Origin of the sequence: Streptomyces sp. NPDC021356 (assembly GCF_040641015.1) — a bacterium.
Taxonomy (GTDB): domain Bacteria; phylum Actinomycetota; class Actinomycetes; order Streptomycetales; family Streptomycetaceae; genus Streptomyces.
This window is the reverse complement of the sequence record NZ_JBFACU010000008.1, coordinates 88559-103049: the sequence shown is the minus strand read 5'-3', so window position 1 is coordinate 103049 and position 14491 is coordinate 88559. Positions and strand designations below refer to the sequence as shown.

The following is a 14491-nucleotide window of genomic DNA, read 5'->3' as shown; positions in this document are numbered from 1 at the left end:
AGGTTGCGGGTGGGTCGGCGCGAACCTCCGGGTTAGCCGGTGAGGTGGGTCACATGGGGATCCGGTCGGCGGCCCCGCGCTCGGGAGCGGAAAACCGGCGTGCGGCGGCGGACACCGATCGGCTAACGTGCGGACCATGTCGAGCCCTGAGTCAGCCGAGGTGGGGGCTTTCGGTCACGCCGTCAGCCCCCTGCACCCCTGAACCACCGGACCACCGGTCCCCCGCCCACCACCCAGGCCAGAGCACCGGACCGCCGAAGGCCGGACCACTGGAGGCCGGACCACTGGAGTCCGGACCACTGGAGTCCGGACCACTGGAGGCCGGTTCGCCGGAGGCCGGTTCGCCGGAGCGCTGGGCCCCTGGAGCGCCGGAGGGGTGTGCCCTCCGCGGGCTGACCGCGGTGACGAGACGACGTCCTCTCGTTCCTCTCCTCACCTCGGGGTCACTCGATGCCTCTCGCTCTCTACCTGCTCGCCATGGCTGTCTTCGCCATGGGCACCTCCGAATTCATGCTCGCCGGGCTCCTGCCGGACATCGCCTCCGACCTCGATGTGCCGGTCGGCACGGCCGGCGCGCTCACCTCGGCCTTCGCGGTCGGCATGGTCGTGGGCGCCCCGCTCATGGCCGTCCTCGCCCGGAACCGGTCGGGACGGGCCGGGCTGCTCACGTTCGTCCTCGTGTTCTCGGCGGCCCATGCCGTGGGTGCCACGACGACGAGTTTCCCGGTGCTGTGCGCCACCCGGGTCGTCGCGGCGTTCGCGAACGCCGGGTTCCTCGCCGTGGCGGTGACGACGGCGGGCACGCTGGTCGGGCCCGGCCGGAAGGGACGGGCGCTGGCCGTGGTGCTGTCCGGTACGACGGTGGCCACCGTCGCCGGGGTCCCCGGGGGTTCGGTGCTGGGCACGTTGCTCGGCTGGCGGGCCACTTTCTGGGCTGTCGCCGCCCTCTGCCTGCCCGCCGCCTTCGGCATCGTCAAGGGGCTGCCGGCGCGCCCGGCGGGGCCGCACACGGAAGGCGGGATGCCTGAACTCTCCTCGGAGTTGGCCCAGTTGCGCAGTCCGCGTCTGCTCCTGGTGCTGCTGCTCGCCGCGGTGGTGAACGCCGCGACGTTCGCGGGCTTCACCTTCCTCGCCCCCGTCGTGACCGGTACGGCCGGGCTGGGCGCGCTGTGGGTCCCCGTGGTGCTGGTGCTCTTCGGGGCGGGCTCGTTCGTGGGGGTCACCGTCGCCGGGCGGCTGTCCGACCGGCGGCCCGGTGCCGTCGTGGCGGTCGGCGGGCCGGCCCTGGCCGTCGGCTGGCCGGTCCTCGCCGTGTCGGCGGGCGAGCCGGTCGCTCTCCTCGTCCTCGTGTTCCTGCTGGGCGCGCTGTCGTTCGCGCTGGGCGGCACGCTGATCACGCGGGCCCTCTACGAGGCTCCCCAGGCGCCGACGATGGCCGGCGCGTACGCGACGGCGGCCCTCAACGTCGGCGCCACCGCCGGACCGCTCATCGCCGCGGGCACCCTCGGTACGGCGGCCGGGGACCTCGGCCCGCTGTGGACGAGCGGGGCGCTCGTGGCGGCGGCGCTGCCGGCCGCCTGCGCGTATCCCTTCCGGAGGCCGATCACGCCTGCCCGCCCGGAAGGGACGCACTGACCGCGACCGAACCCGGACCGGGACCGGGACCGCGACCGAACCCGGACCGGGACCGGGACCGAACCCCGGACCGGGACAAAGACCCGGGACCCGGACCAGGACCGCTACTCGGCGTCCGTCGCGGTACGGCTGACCAGTCGCTCGTAGCGCTGCCTGGCCGCCTGCGGGGTGGCCAGGCCGAGGCCGAAGGCGATCTCCGGCCAGGTCATACCGCGCCCCCGGGCCATCCCGAGGAGCCCGGCCTCCAGTTCGTCCATCTCGGCACGGGCGAGCGGTACGAGGGTCAGCGCGGCGGTGATGTCCGCGCGGTCGACCTCGGGCTCCCCGCCCTCGGGCAACGCCGCGCCGCTGAGCAGGAACGACACGAGCCTGACCGCCTCGTGCGGGCCGAGCATCCGGGGATGAACCTGCCGGCGGCGCTGCTGGTCCGTGGCGGCATGGCGTTCGGCGATGCGGAACAGGGAGGCGTACACACGTTGTGTCCTCGCCTCCTGCGCGCTCGGGGGCGTGAAGGCGTCGTCGGCGGGCTGCTGCGGGGTTGACGGCATGCGACCATCGTGGGGGGCAAACATTTTGTTGTCAATGTTTCGTTGTCATGCCGATGCCGGCCGAAGGGAAGCAGCATGGACATGGATCCCCAAGGGGCCGCACGCTCCGGGACCGACCGTGCCGCGTTCGCGGGGCGGCTGCGCGCGGCGCTGGAAGAGTGCTGCCCGGCGTCCCGCACGGAGCTGGCGGGTTCGCTGGGCGCGGGCACGGCGGACGCCTTCAGCGACATCGACATCCTGTGGTTGGTGCCCGACGCCCGCTTCCCGGACTGCCTGGCGGAGGCCGAGGCAGTGGCGGCGCTGGGGCGCGTGCAGCCGGTCGAGAGCGTGCGCAGCGACCCGGACTTCCACCACTCCGACCGCCGGCGCCTGCTGTTCGTCCGCTTCGCCGGGGTGTCGTTGTTCTGGCGGCTGGACCTGGAGGTGCGTACGGCGTCGGTCGCCGACGACCCGGACTACGACGTCGGCAACCCGGCGGCACGCGCCCGGGACGACGAGTGGTCCCGCCCGGCCAGCGCGCTCGCCAACGCCCTCGGCGTGGTCAAGGCCGTCGCACGCGGCCGGGACGAGGAGGCCCGCGGGCTCCTGGCCCGCGGTTTCGCCCGGATCGGCGACCCGGACCGGGCCACCGGCGCCTGGGTCGCGGACGTGACCCGCCTGGCCCGGTCCGCCGCCCGCCACGACCCCGCCCTGTCGGACCTGGCCACCCGGGTCGCCGCCCTGGCGGCCCGGCAACTCGGCGAGGGCACCCCGGAGCAGCCCGTCCGGTGGCGCAGATGGTGAGCGCCGGGCGGGCGGTGCCGAAGTCGCCCGGCGTTCATCCCGTGGCCGCGTTGGTCGCATATGAGTAACGGGTACAGACCAGAAAGGGCCCCTCCATGGAACGCAGATCCCTCATCGCCGCGACGGCCGGTGCCGTCGCGCTCGGTACGCTCGCCCAGGCCCCCGCCGAAGCCGCACCGAGGCGCGGCGGTGCGCCGCTGACCACCTTCGACGTCATCAGTGACATCCAGGGCGACCTCGGTGACCTGGCCGTCGCACTGAAGGACATGCGTGCCACCAACCCGCACAGCTCCGGCCTGGCCGTGGCCGGGGACATCACCCCGCGCGGTTACGACGCCGAATACGCCGAGGTGCGCAAGGTGTTCGCGCGCAATCCGCATCCACGCGAGATCGCCTGGGCCATCGGCAACCACGAGTTCTACGTTCCGAAGTGGGCCGATCCCGACACGCTGGCCCAGGCCACCTGGCCCAACGGCACCACAGAGGACTCCTTGTTCCGCAGCTTCTACCGGTTCGCCGAACGCGGCCGGGTCTACGCGGAGACGACGTTCGGCGGCATACCGGTCCTCACGATCGGCACCGAACGCTACATGCACTACCACGACCCGAAGCTGTGGGACGAAGTGTGGCTGAGCGAGGCGCAGTTCCGGTGGCTGGAGGAGCGCCTCGCGTACTGGGCACGCCGGCGCAGGCCCGTCATGGTGGTCACGCACCACCCGCTGCCCGACACCGTCTCCGGCACCCGCAACAAGCTCTACATGAGCGACTACCTCCAGTCCGACCGGCTGCTCGGCCTCCTCGGCCGCCACCGCGACGTGTTCCTCTTCTCCGGACACACGCACTGGGACCTCGGCCTGTCCGACTGGTACGTGCGCCGCGTGGTGCCCGGGACGGCCAATCTCGACGGCTTCGCGGTCATCAACACCGGTGCCGTGCAGACCGGTTTCACCGACAACGGGCAGGGCGGCGAGAACGCCGTCGACGGCGCGTTCAACCAGGGCCTCCAGGTCGAGGTGTACCGCGACCGAGTGGTGGTCAAGGCGCGCGACTTCGCCTCCGGCGCCTGGCTGAAGCAGGTCACCGTGCCGCTCGCCACCCGGATCTGACCGCGCCGGCCCGCGAGTTCGCGGGCCGGCCCCAGTCCTCGTCCCGTGCCCCGCGCTCAACTCGCGGGCCGGGTCCCTTCGGTCCCTCCGGGTGGGCGAAGCGTGCAACGGACACAGGCCGAACGGTCGTCAGACGCACTTCCCCTGGAGCCAGGTCGTGAGGTCCTTGGTCCACGAGGTGGCGACGGGCACCGAGGCCGTGGTCGAGCCCAGCCGTGTCCAGGCCGCCTGCCACGAGGCGTAGTTGCCGGAGGCCGCGGGCGGCGGCTCCTCCCAGCCGATCCCGTCGACCCAGCTGGGGTGCCCGGTGAGCGTGGCAGAGAGGCCGGCCGCTTTGATGCGCTTGTCGAGTTCGGGCTTCAGCGCGGTGTCGTGCGTGTAGATCATGATCTTCTGCGAGGCGATGCGCTCCGATATGGGTGCGATCACCTCGGCCCACGCCCGCTCACGGATGGCCGAGTCGCTGTTGAGCAGCGACTGCTCGGCCTCGCCCTTGAGTTCCACCAGAGGTGTCAGGTTCTTGGACTTGGCGCTGTCGAGCCATTCCCGGAAGGTGTAGACGGTCTCCCCGGTGTACGGTCCGCGGGTGATCGTCCGGCCCTTGAGCTGGTCGGCTCCGGTGGCCCACCACAGCTCCGTGATGGCCTTGCGGGTGCCGGTCAGGCCGTTGGTCGTGGTGTTGTGCCACATGACGCCCTTGGTGCCGTCCCGGGTGAGCTGGAGGTCGGCCTCGACGCCGCCCGCTCCCCAGCTCTTCTGCTGGGCCAGGCCCTTGGGGTTGTTCGGCTGCCGCACCTGGTCGCGGTCCCAGGGGTTGGCTCCCGTGGGGTAACCGCCGTGCCCGAAGACCGTCGGGCAGAGCGGGAGCGCGGTCGTGGCGGCCCCCGCGGGTGAGGCCTGTGCGGTGCAGAGCAGCAGGACGGCCGAAGCGGCGGCCACCCCCCAGGTCCGCGGTCCCGGTATGTTCCACGATCTCGGCATCGTTCCACCTCGCGTCGTTCCCGGCGCGCGCGAGCACGCGCCTGTGGCGGTGTCCCCGGCCGCGGTCGGCGGCCGAGCCGCACCTCCGGGCCGCGAATCGTACGGCGGTTCGAACCCAGGGCGCCGCCGCAGCATACGAGAACGCGGACAACTCGCCCACTCCTTCGGCGCTGTGAGTGGGCGACGGACCATGCGGGGCGGTGCGGGTCGGTAGGCCTCCGTCACCGCACGCGGACCACCTCCAGGCTGCTCGGCCCCCCGTCCGCGCCCCGCAGCGTGATGTCGAACAGCAGCCGTCCCTCTCCTGGCCGGAGCGTCACCTCACGGCCCGGTTCGACCACCTGTTGCGGGCCCTGCTCGCGGACGCCCTGCCCGCGGCCCGCGATGTACGTGACGTACACACGGGACCTGCCTGAGTTGCGCACCGTCACCATCGTCGTCCGGGCGCACCGCCCGCCGCCCCCGCTCCCGCTCCCGGCGGAGCAGATATAGCGCACGTCGCCGAACCCGTACGTACCGCAGGACAGTTCCATGTTCCGCGGGAGCGAGGAGCGGCACTCGCGGCCGACGGCCACCCGGTCGGCACCGGCCGGCGGCTCGCCGGGCCGCCCGAGGAACCAGCATCCCGCGACCACCAGCCCGACCACGGCGGACCAGGTGCATGCGGCGGGCCACACGACTCCCCGGCGCGCAGACCTCATCAGCGGGCAGCCTCCACTCTTCCGCATCCGCCGGGTGGTGTGTGCTGAGCGAACGGCGCGGACATGTACCGTCCCCCGTGCGAGAAACCTGCGTCAGTCTACGCATTCCACCGAGCCTGCCCGCATTCGCGGCACGCATACCTGTCGGCCCGCCCGTGAACACTTTTCGGCTTGCCCGGGAATACATTTCGACCCGGTACTCGGATACTTCCCGACCCGGTACTCGGATACTTCCCGACCCGCCTCGAAATACCTGTCACCCTTGCCCGGAAATACCTGCCCGAATGTCCGGAACACCTCCTGTCCGACGGGTGGCAGGGTGCACGCCGGCCGGCCTACCGGACGTCCCCGTACTCGAGATCTGGATATCCATGAGTGCTGGGGCAACGGAAACACATATGGGGTGCGGGCCGACCTGGCCTGCCGGGTCTGCCGCCCCTCCCGGTTACTGCCCGTCCCGGTTACCGCCGCTCCCGGCAGCTGCCCGTCCTTGCAACTGCCCGTCCCTGGCCTCGCTGATGTGGCCGTTCTTGTCGATCACGTGGGTGTTCCAGTACTCGTCCCACTTGTCGCCGACCGTCTCGGGCACCTTGCCCTCGGGATAGCGGACGTAGCCCTTCGGCGGCTCCTTCCCCTGCGGAGTGCAGGCGCTGCCGGTGCTGCCCACCGCCTGGACCGGGTACTCGCCGCCGCCGCAGACCGCGTCCTCCGTCGAGCACGCCGTGAGCGTGGCGAAGGTCATGGCCCCGACCGCGGCCAGTGCCGCTCCCCGTCGGACGTTCCGCATGTCTGGTGTCTCCTTCAGGACCGGGCGAACCCAAGGACTCCACCACAGCGTCGCCGAGAGTCCTGCCCGGGGCCTGGGCGCGGGTACTCAGCCGGGCCTGAGTACCCGCGGAGGCAACCCGGGCGGACCGCACGACGTCCGCGTCCGGCGCCCGGGCCCGACGTGACCGGACCGACGCCGCATCCGGACGTCACCGCCGCCCGGGTGGCCCCGGCCGCGGACGACTCGACCCGGGCCCGCGCGCCCTGCCGGGGCGAGCGTAATCGGCGGGAGTGCGAGCGGGTCAGGGATGGCGGCGGACGGTGGTGGCGGCGAGCAGGGCGCCGTCATCGGCCCGCTGGGTGGCGATGACCTGGGCGCTCGCCCGTGCGTCGGCGACCCGGTCGCGGTCGCGCGGGTCGACGGTGAAGGCCTGCTGGTCCGCGTACTGCGGGTGGGCGGTCCGTTGCGCCTCGGTCAGGGTGGCGGGGATCAGGCGCAGCCAGTGGCCCTCGTCCGACAGCGCGCCGTCCTGGACGGCGATGCCGCCCTGCGGGGCGTACACGAGCTGCTGGCTCGCGACGCCCGTGCCGGTGCCCTTCCACACGACGGTGGTGTCGTCGAGCCAGGTCGCGGCGGAGGCGGTGAGGTCCAGGCCGAACGCGCCGGCGAGGGAGGGCGCCAGGTAGGCCGGGTCGCCGGCCACCCGCCACACCTCGTGCCCGTACAGGGAGAAGTCGAGGGCCTCGTCGACGGGGACGTCCTTCTCTTCCTTCTTGTGCAGGATGTAGCTGAGGGAGTCCGCGTGGGCGGTCAGCGGGACTTCGAAGACGAGGCCGAAGGAGTCCTGGCCGACCGGCCGGATGGGATCGTTCCACTCGGGCGGGTGTGCGGCGCCCGTCCAGGCGTGCAGGCCCCAGCCGGTGTAGTCGCCGTCCGCGCGGTGGTAGTGGATGACCGCCTTCGCCCGGTCCTGCGGCGGGTAGGCGCCGGTGGGCCGGGTCTGCTCCACGGTGGTGCTGCCCTGCGCGGTCCAGACCTCGGCCGCGGCGGCGAAGTCCAGCGTCCGCGCGGGGCCGTCGGCGGTGTCGTCCTTCTCCACGGTGAAGTCGATCCGCGTGGCCCCCGCGGCGGGTTCGAACCAGGCGAAGGCGCCGTAGGCGTCGCGGCCGGTGAACTCCGCGGTGCGGCCGTCGGCCGTGCGCAGCCCGAGGCCGGTGTAGTCGCCGTCGGCGCGGTGGTAGTGGACGACGGCGCGGTGGCGGGCCGCCGTCGGTCGCCCGGCCGGCGGGGCCGCGCCCGCGGTGGTCGCGGCGACGGCGCTCGCGGTGCGTCCGGCGCGGTCGACGACGACCGCCTTGTAACGCAGGGGGGTCCCGGCGGGTACGTCGGCGGGGATGTGCTGGGTGATCGTGTACGGGGCGTGGTCGGCGGTGCCCAGGGTGTGCCACGCGCCGCTGCCGGTGCGGGCGGCGAACACGACGCGGTCGAGTTCGCCGCCCCCGGTGTCCGCGGTGACCTCCACGGTGCCGGTGGCCCCGGCGGCCGGGGCGCGGAGTGTGACGGCGGGCCGGGCCGCCGGTGCGGGCAGCCGCTTCACCGCCTCGAACACGACGGAGGACCAGGCGGGTACGGTCACGGTGACCTTGCCGTCGGCGCCGCCGCGCACGGTGCCCGATGTGCCGTACAGCGCCCGGAACGCCGTGTTCGCGGTGCCGGTCGGGAGGTCGACGGTCCGTGCCTGTGCCGCGTTGTTGAACGCGACGAGGTAGGGGCGCTGTTCGTGGGCGTCGGTGCGGGTGAAGGCGTACACGGAGCCCTGGGCGTACCGCTCGCTCTGGACGCCGTCGCGCAGGGCGGGGTGGCGCCGGGTCAGTTCGGAGAGGGCGGCGATGGCCCGGTAGAGGGGGTGGGTGGTGTCGTAGGCGTCCGAGGCGGCGGTGCGGTCGGTGCCGATCTCGTCGTCGTCGAGGTAGTCGGGGACGCGGGAGGCGAACATCGTCTGGCGGGCGTCGACGTCCCCGCCCGCGCCGGTGAAGCCCTGTTCGTCGCCGGAGTAGATCACCGGGTTGCCGCGGGAGAGGAACATCAGCTCGTGGGCGAGGCGGTCACGGCGCAGCAGTTCCTCGTCGTCGGCGCCGGGGTTGTCCTGGGCGAGGAAGGTGCCGATGCGGCCCATGTCGTGGCTGCCGAGGAAGGTGACCTCGCTGTAGGCGTCGGTCCTGTCGGTGCCGTAGCGGTAGTCCTGGGCGAAGACGTGGGCGAGGTCGTCGGCGGGGCCGCCGCGGGAGGCGAAGTTGCGGGCGGCGGCCTGGAAGGGGAAGTCGAGGGTGGAGTCGAGCCGGCCCTGGGTGACGTAGGGGGCGGTGACGGCGGGGTCGGCGGAGAACGCCTCGGCGAACAGGAAGAAGTGCCTGCGTCCGTGCTGTGCGGCGTACCGGTCGAGCGTGGTGGCCCACTGGGTCCAGAAGTCCATGTCGACGTTCTTGGCGGTGTCGACCCTGAAGCCGTCCACGCGGAAGTCCCTGACCCACTTCTCGTAGATCTTCTCCATGCCCCGGACGACGTCGGGGCGTTCGGTCCACAGGTCGTCCATGCCCTGGAAGTCGCCGTAGAGGGCGCTCTCCCCGGCGAAGGTGGAGTTGCCCCGGTTGTGGTACATCGCCGGGTCGTTCAGCCAGGCGGGGACCTTGCGGTCGCGTGGGTCGGTGGAGGGGCGGGGGGTGTAGGGGGCGCCGGCCGCGTCCGTCGGCCGCATCCCCTGTGTGTCGTCGAAGGGGCGGCCGGTGGTGTCGAGGTAGGGGTAGGCGCCCTTGCTGCGGTAGCCGTACTGCTGTTCGGCGTAGTCGATGGTGTCGGCGGTGTGGTTGGTGATGACGTCGAAGAAGACCTTCATGCCCTTGCGGTGGGCCTTGTCGATGAGTTCGGTGAGGTCGGCCTCGGTGCCGAAGTGCGGGTCGACGCTGGTGAAGTCGGTGACGGCGTAGCCGTGGTAGTTCGCGGTGGCTCTGCCGTCGCGTACGGTCACGGGTTTGTTGCGGAAGACCGGTGCCAGCCAGATGGCGGTGGTGCCCAGGCCCTTGATGTAGTCGAGGTGGTCGATGACGCCGCGCAGGTCGCCGCCCTGGAAGAAGTCCTTGTCGGTGGGGTCGTAGCCGGTGGTCAGGCGGTCGCCGGTGAGGCCGCCGCGGTCGTTGGCCGGGGAGCCGTTCGCGAACCGGTCGGGCAGCAGGAGGTAGAACTGCTCCCTGCTCGGTGCCGGGCGGGCGGCCTGGGCGGCGAGCCGGGCGTCCGAGGGCGGGGATACGGCCGAAGCTGCCGTTGCGGGCGGGTCCGCTGCGGCGGCGCGCGGTGCCAGGGGTGGCAGCAGCGCGGCGGTCAGGGCGAGGGCCAGGGCGGTTGCGTTACGACGGGCGGTGCCGACCACGTGAGGTCTCTCCTCGGGTTCTCGGTGCGGGCACACGGGCCGGGCCCCCCGTCGGGGGCACCGGCCCGTGCCGGGACCTGTGGGCGGCTCGTGCGGTACGGCGGTCAGCCGCCCGGGTGGGCGGCTGCGCGCTGTACGGCGGTCAGCCGCGCCAGGTGTCGTTCAGGGTGAGCAGGCCGGTGGTGCCGACGGTGGCGGTGCGGTTGGCGCCGCTCTCCCAGGTGACGTTGCCGTTCGCGTCCTTGCGGAGGTACTTGTACTGGAAGGATGTTCCGGCGGGCAGGGAGACGTCGAGCTTCCACACGGGGTAGCTCGCCGGGTCCAGCTTCAGTGCGTTCGCGGTGTTCCAGCCGCCGAGCGCGGAGTTGTCGCCGGTGACGTAGATGTTCTCGCCCCACTGGGTGGTGGCGCTGACGTGGAAGGACGCGCCGGTGGCGGTGTTCCCGCCGCCGTCGCCGCTGCCGCCGCTGCCGCCGTTGGAGCCGCCGCAGGTCTTGGCGCCGATGTGCAGGGCGAGCGCGGTGTCGGCGCCGAGGGTGGCGGTGAACTGCCCGGAGGAGTTCACGGTGACACCCTTGCCGCTCTGCACGTCGCAGTAGTCACCGGCCGGCAGGGAGGTCTGGAAGGTGCGGGTCAGCGCGGAGCCCTCGTGGTTGATGGCGACGTACGCCTTGTCGCCGCGGCCGAAGGCGATCTGGTTGCCGCCGTTGTCCCACCAGTTCGTCACCGCGGTTCCGGCGGCCATGTTGCGGAACCCGACCATGCCCGCGATCTCGCGCCAGGCGTGCTCGCACTTCCAGCCGTCGGTGTAACAGGCGTTGACCTGCCCGTTGTTCGGGCCGCCCGCGTCCTTGTCGCTGAACTCGTAGCCGGAGTGCACGTCGGGCGAGCCGTAGGGCCAGGCCAGCATGAAGACGTGCGCGAGGGTGTAGTTGGCACCGTCCTTGTAGGTGAGGGTGCCGCCGCTCCGTTCGGTGTCGTGGTTGGTGACGAACACGGAGGCCTTGTCGGAGCGGACCAGGCCCCAGGCCTCACCGAAGTTCTTCAGCTCGGAGAGTTTCTCGTTGTTGAAGACCCGCTTGAGGTCGTAGGCGTAGTTGAACTCCTGGACGTCGCCGGTGCCGTAGTACTCGGGCGGCTGGACCGCCTCGCCGGCCGCGCCGATCGTCTCCTGCTTCCAGTAGACGCCGGAATTGCTCAGCCGGGACTTGATGTTGGCGAGGTCGTCCTCGGGGATGTGCTTGGCGGCGTCGATCCGGAAGCCGTCGACGCCGAGGGAGAGCAGGTCGTTCATGTACCCGGCGATGGTCTTGCGGACGTACTCCTCGCCGGTGTCCAGGTCGGGCAGGCCGCCCATCTCGCAGTGCTGGACGTTCCAGCGGTCCGCGTAGTTGGTCACGGGCGAGGTGCAGTCGTCCATGTCGGCGGGTGAGTACGTGCCCGGATAGTTGTACTTGGTGAAGGACGATCCGGCGGTGCCGGTGCCGGAGGCGTTCGCCATGTGGTTGATCACGGTGTCGGCGACGACCTTGACGCCGGCGGCGTGGCAGGTGTCGACCATGCTCCTGAACGCGGCGCGGTCGCCGAGCTTGGTGCCGATCTTGTAGCTGACCGGTTGGTACGCCGTCCACCAGGAACTGCCCTGGATGTGCTCGTTCGGCGGGGAGACCTGAACGTATCCGTATCCGTCGGGGCCCAGCTCGTCCGTGCAGGCCTTGGCGACGGAGGCGAAGTTCCACTCGAACATCACCGCGGTGACGTCCTTCCCGCCCGGTGCCGAGGCCTGCGCGGGGGTGGGTGCCGTGACGGCCACAGCGGCTCCCGCCACGGCGGCGAGTGCAGCGGCCACGGTCTTTCTGGCCATGGTTTCTCCAGTTCGTGAGTGGGGTGATACCGGAGCAGCAGCCTCGAGTGGCAACGCGCCGTGCCGGAGAAGGCCGTGTGGACTCTTGCCGCTGATGTTTCTTGCTGCAAGAGATTGCGGCCGAGAACGTACGGCGCCGCATTACCGCGGGTCAACCCCTCCCACGGAAAAGACCGTTCATCAGGCAATCGACGCCCGTAGAACACCGCAAGGTCTTTCGCAAAAATTTCAACGATGCTACGTTCGTCGAACTCCGGCCCCCGGCCGGGGGGTTGGACCGCCGGTCAGCCGCCGGGCCGCCCCTACGCGCCCGGCCGGCCGGCCGGAGTACCCCCGCCCCGTCTCCGCTCCCCGCACCCGCATCCCCCGGAACCTCCCCGTTCTCCCCGGAACCCCTTTCCCCTGTTCTCCGCCACTCCCGCTCAGTGCGATGTCAGCAAGGGCTCCCACCACGACCGGTGCGCGCGGTACCAGTCCACCGTCGCGGTCAGCGCGGGCTCGAAGCCGACGCGGGGCCGGTAGCCGAGTTCCGCGCCGATCCGGTGGTCGTCGACGGCGTACCGGCGGTCGTGCCCCGGGCGGTCGGTGACGTGCGCGATGCGGTCGGGGCCCGCGCCGCACCGGTCCAGCAGGCGGTGCGCGAGTTCGAGGTTGGTCAGGGAGGTCCCGCCGCCGATGTTGTAGACGCGTCCGGGCCGGCCGCCCGTGCGCACCAGTTCCACCGCGTGGACGTGGTCGTCCACGTGCAGCCAGTCGCGCACCTGCTCGCCGTCGCCGTACACCGGCAGGTTCCCGCCGGTCAGCAGTGTCGTCACGAAGCGCGGGATGACCTTCTCGGGGTGCTGGTAGGGGCCGAAGTTGTTGGTGCAGCGCGTCACCCGGACGTCGAGGCCGTGGGTGTGGTGGTGGGCGAGCGCGATGAGGTCGGCCGCGGCCTTGGAGGCGGCGTACGGCGAGCTGGGCCGCAACGGGTCGTCCTCGCGGGCCGCGCCCTCGGGCAGGGAGCCGTAGACCTCGTCGGTGGAGATCTGCACGAAGGTGCGCACGCCGTGCCGCAGGGCCGCGTCGAGGAGGGTCTGGGTGCCGACGACGTTGGTGCGGGTGAAGCCGGAGCCGTCCTCGATCGAGCGGTCCACGTGGGACTCCGCCGCGAAGTGCACGATGTCGTCGTGCCCGGCGGCCAGCCGCCGTACCGCCGCCGTGTCGCACACGTCGCCCTCGACGAAGGCGAGCCGGCTGTCCCCGCGGACCGCGTCGAGGCGGGTGAGGCTGCCCGCGTAGGTGAGTTTGTCGAGCACGGTCACCTCGACGCCGGGCGGGCCGGCCGGGCCGAGCAGCGCGCGGACGTAGGCGGAGCCGATGAAGCCGGCTCCGCCGGTGACGAGGACACGGGATGTCATGAGTACAACTGCACCTTGCTGTGGTCGCCGATGACGAGACGGTGGGCCTGGGGAAGACGGGGCGCCGCGGCCACGACGGCCTCGCGGCCGATGAGCGACTGCTCGATCCGGGCGGCGCCCTCCACACACGCGCCCCGCAGGAGCACGGAGTAGCCGATCGCGCTGTCCTCGACGCGGCAGTCCTCTGCGATGGCCGTGTAGGGGCCGACGCTGGAGTTGCTGACGACGGCTCCCGCCCCGATCACCACGGGACCGACGATACGCGACCCCCTGACGACGGCGCCCTCGGCGACACGGACCCGGCCCACCAGCACGCTGTGCGGGTCGACCTTGCCGTCGACGCGCCCCTCGATCCGGTCCAGGACGTGCCGGTTGGCCTCCAGCATGTCGTCGACACTGCCGGTGTCGCGCCAGGGCCGGGTCGTCGTCTCGGCGCGCACGGGCAGGCCCCGGTCGATCATCCACTGCAACGCGTGGGTGATCTCCAGTTCGCCGCGGCCGGAGGGCCCGATGGCGCGCACCGCCTCGTGCACGGCGGGGGTGAAGGCGTAGACGCCGATGAGCGCGAGGTCGCTGGCGGGGTGCTCGGGTTTCTCCTCCAGGCGCCGTACGAGCCCGGCGGCGTCGACCTCGGCGACGCCGAAGGCGCTGGGGTCGGGCACCGGGGTGAGCAGCAGCCGTGCGGCGTCGTGGCCGGCCGCGGCGCGGCGGACGAAGCCGGTGACGCCGTCCTCCAGGTAGTTGTCCCCGAGGTACAGCAGGAAGTCGTCCGCGCCGAGGAAGTCCCGGGCGAGCAGCACCGCGTGCGCGAGGCCGAGCGGTTCGCGCTGGTGCAGGTAGGTCACGTGCACGCCGAACGCGGCCCCGTCGCCCAGGGCCTGGCGGATGTCGTCGGCGTGGCCGCCGACCACGACACCCACCTCCTCGATGCCCGCCTCGGCAATGGCCTGGAGGGCGTAGACGAGGACCGGTTTGTTGGCGATGGGGAGGAGCTGCTTGGCGCGCGTGTGGGTGAAGGGCCGCAGTCTGCTGCCCGTACCGCCCGCCAGGACCAGGGCTTTCACACCGGCCACCGGTGTCGCGCAGGGGGCTGGGTCTGTGGTCTCACGGATCTCTCCTCGAACGCGGGTCGCGGTGTCACCGGTTGAGCTGTTCCCGACTCAAGCAGAGGGGGGCGGAACTGCGCAAGGCGCTTCTGAAATTTTCAGCAAGTCCTTGCAGACGGTGGTTCTTTGGTGTTTGACTCGCCCCCGGCATCGCCCGACGGCGCGGCCGGCATC

General features: G+C 71.9%; 10 protein-coding genes and 1 pseudogene. 3 read left to right on the top strand and 8 right to left on the bottom strand.

The genetic code is table 11. From position 1 onward, the window contains the following. Window positions 1-450 precede the first annotated feature (450 nt). Window positions 451-1635: a Cmx/CmrA family chloramphenicol efflux MFS transporter gene (locus AB0G56_RS12790; protein ID WP_360967894.1), complete on the top strand. Its 1185-nt coding sequence runs from the start codon at window positions 451-453 to the stop codon at window positions 1633-1635. Window positions 1636-1739: 104 nt separating this feature from the next. Here the strand turns inward: AB0G56_RS12790 and AB0G56_RS12785 are convergent, their stop codons facing one another. Continuing rightward, window positions 1740-2183 carry a DNA-binding protein gene (locus tag AB0G56_RS12785; protein ID WP_360967891.1) on the bottom strand — a complete coding sequence of 148 codons (444 nt, stop codon included), beginning with the start codon at window positions 2181-2183 and terminating at the stop codon, window positions 1740-1742. 75 nt (window positions 2184-2258) lie between these two features. On the opposite strand from AB0G56_RS12785, the gene AB0G56_RS12780 reads away from it, so the two are divergent. Both AB0G56_RS12780 and AB0G56_RS12775 read left to right on the top strand, forming a co-directional pair. After that, a complete protein-coding gene (locus AB0G56_RS12780) occupies window positions 2259-2966 on the top strand; it encodes a hypothetical protein (protein WP_360967888.1) in 708 nt (235 codons plus the stop codon). 95 nt (window positions 2967-3061) lie between these two features. Beyond that, entirely contained in the window at window positions 3062-4072 is a 1011-nt protein-coding gene (locus AB0G56_RS12775; protein WP_360967885.1) for a DUF4073 domain-containing protein, read from the top strand. 129 nt (window positions 4073-4201) lie between these two features. Here the strand turns inward: AB0G56_RS12775 and AB0G56_RS12770 are convergent, their stop codons facing one another. The 7 genes and pseudogenes from AB0G56_RS12770 to AB0G56_RS12740 all read right to left on the bottom strand — a co-directional run bounded on the left by AB0G56_RS12770 (window position 4202) and on the right by AB0G56_RS12740 (window position 14275). Further along, the gene (locus AB0G56_RS12770) at window positions 4202-5053 is read right to left on the bottom strand and encodes a hypothetical protein (RefSeq protein WP_360967883.1); all 852 of its coding nucleotides are present in this window, start codon (window positions 5051-5053) and stop codon (window positions 4202-4204) included. Window positions 5054-5274: 221 nt separating this feature from the next. Continuing rightward, a complete protein-coding gene (locus tag AB0G56_RS12765; protein WP_360967881.1) occupies window positions 5275-5754 on the bottom strand; it encodes a hypothetical protein in 480 nt (159 codons plus the stop codon). Between the two features lie 445 nt (window positions 5755-6199). Continuing rightward, complete coding sequence (locus tag AB0G56_RS12760) at window positions 6200-6496, bottom strand: hypothetical protein (protein ID WP_360968374.1); 297 nt, start codon at window positions 6494-6496, stop codon at window positions 6200-6202. Between the two features lie 340 nt (window positions 6497-6836). Further along, a pseudogene (locus AB0G56_RS12755) lies at window positions 6837-9914 on the bottom strand (alpha-amylase family glycosyl hydrolase); the annotation flags it as partial. Between the two features lie 175 nt (window positions 9915-10089). Next, on the bottom strand, window positions 10090-11811 hold the full coding sequence (locus tag AB0G56_RS12750; RefSeq protein WP_360967878.1) for a carbohydrate-binding module family 20 domain-containing protein: 1722 nt from the start codon (window positions 11809-11811) through the stop codon (window positions 10090-10092). Window positions 11812-12233: 422 nt separating this feature from the next. Continuing rightward, window positions 12234-13211 carry a dTDP-glucose 4,6-dehydratase gene (rfbB, locus tag AB0G56_RS12745; protein ID WP_360967875.1) on the bottom strand — a complete coding sequence of 326 codons (978 nt, stop codon included), beginning with the start codon at window positions 13209-13211 and terminating at the stop codon, window positions 12234-12236. After that, window positions 13208-14275, bottom strand: a complete 1068-nt coding sequence (locus AB0G56_RS12740) for a glucose-1-phosphate thymidylyltransferase (protein WP_360967873.1) — start codon at window positions 14273-14275, stop codon at window positions 13208-13210. The genes rfbB and AB0G56_RS12740 overlap by 4 nt, the downstream gene beginning before the upstream one ends. Window positions 14276-14491: the final 216 nt, after the last annotated feature.

Bases quoted from the DNA above. Each gene is read 5' to 3' on its own strand.
- AB0G56_RS12790 (WP_360967894.1), top strand. From the start codon at position 451: ATGCCTCTCGCTCTCTACCTGCTCGCCATGGCTGTCTTCGCCATGGGC.
- AB0G56_RS12765 (WP_360967881.1), bottom strand. From the start codon at position 5,754: ATGAGGTCTGCGCGCCGGGGAGTCGTGTGGCCCGCCGCATGCACCTGG.
- AB0G56_RS12785 (WP_360967891.1), bottom strand. From the start codon at position 2,183: ATGCCGTCAACCCCGCAGCAGCCCGCCGACGACGCCTTCACGCCCCCG.
- AB0G56_RS12760 (WP_360968374.1), bottom strand. From the start codon at position 6,496: ATGACCTTCGCCACGCTCACGGCGTGCTCGACGGAGGACGCGGTCTGC.
- AB0G56_RS12775 (WP_360967885.1), top strand. From the start codon at position 3,062: ATGGAACGCAGATCCCTCATCGCCGCGACGGCCGGTGCCGTCGCGCTC.
- rfbB (WP_360967875.1), bottom strand. From the start codon at position 13,211: ATGACATCCCGTGTCCTCGTCACCGGCGGAGCCGGCTTCATCGGCTCC.
- AB0G56_RS12780 (WP_360967888.1), top strand. From the start codon at position 2,259: ATGGACATGGATCCCCAAGGGGCCGCACGCTCCGGGACCGACCGTGCC.
- AB0G56_RS12770 (WP_360967883.1), bottom strand. From the start codon at position 5,053: ATGCCGAGATCGTGGAACATACCGGGACCGCGGACCTGGGGGGTGGCC.
- AB0G56_RS12750 (WP_360967878.1), bottom strand. From the start codon at position 11,811: ATGGCCAGAAAGACCGTGGCCGCTGCACTCGCCGCCGTGGCGGGAGCC.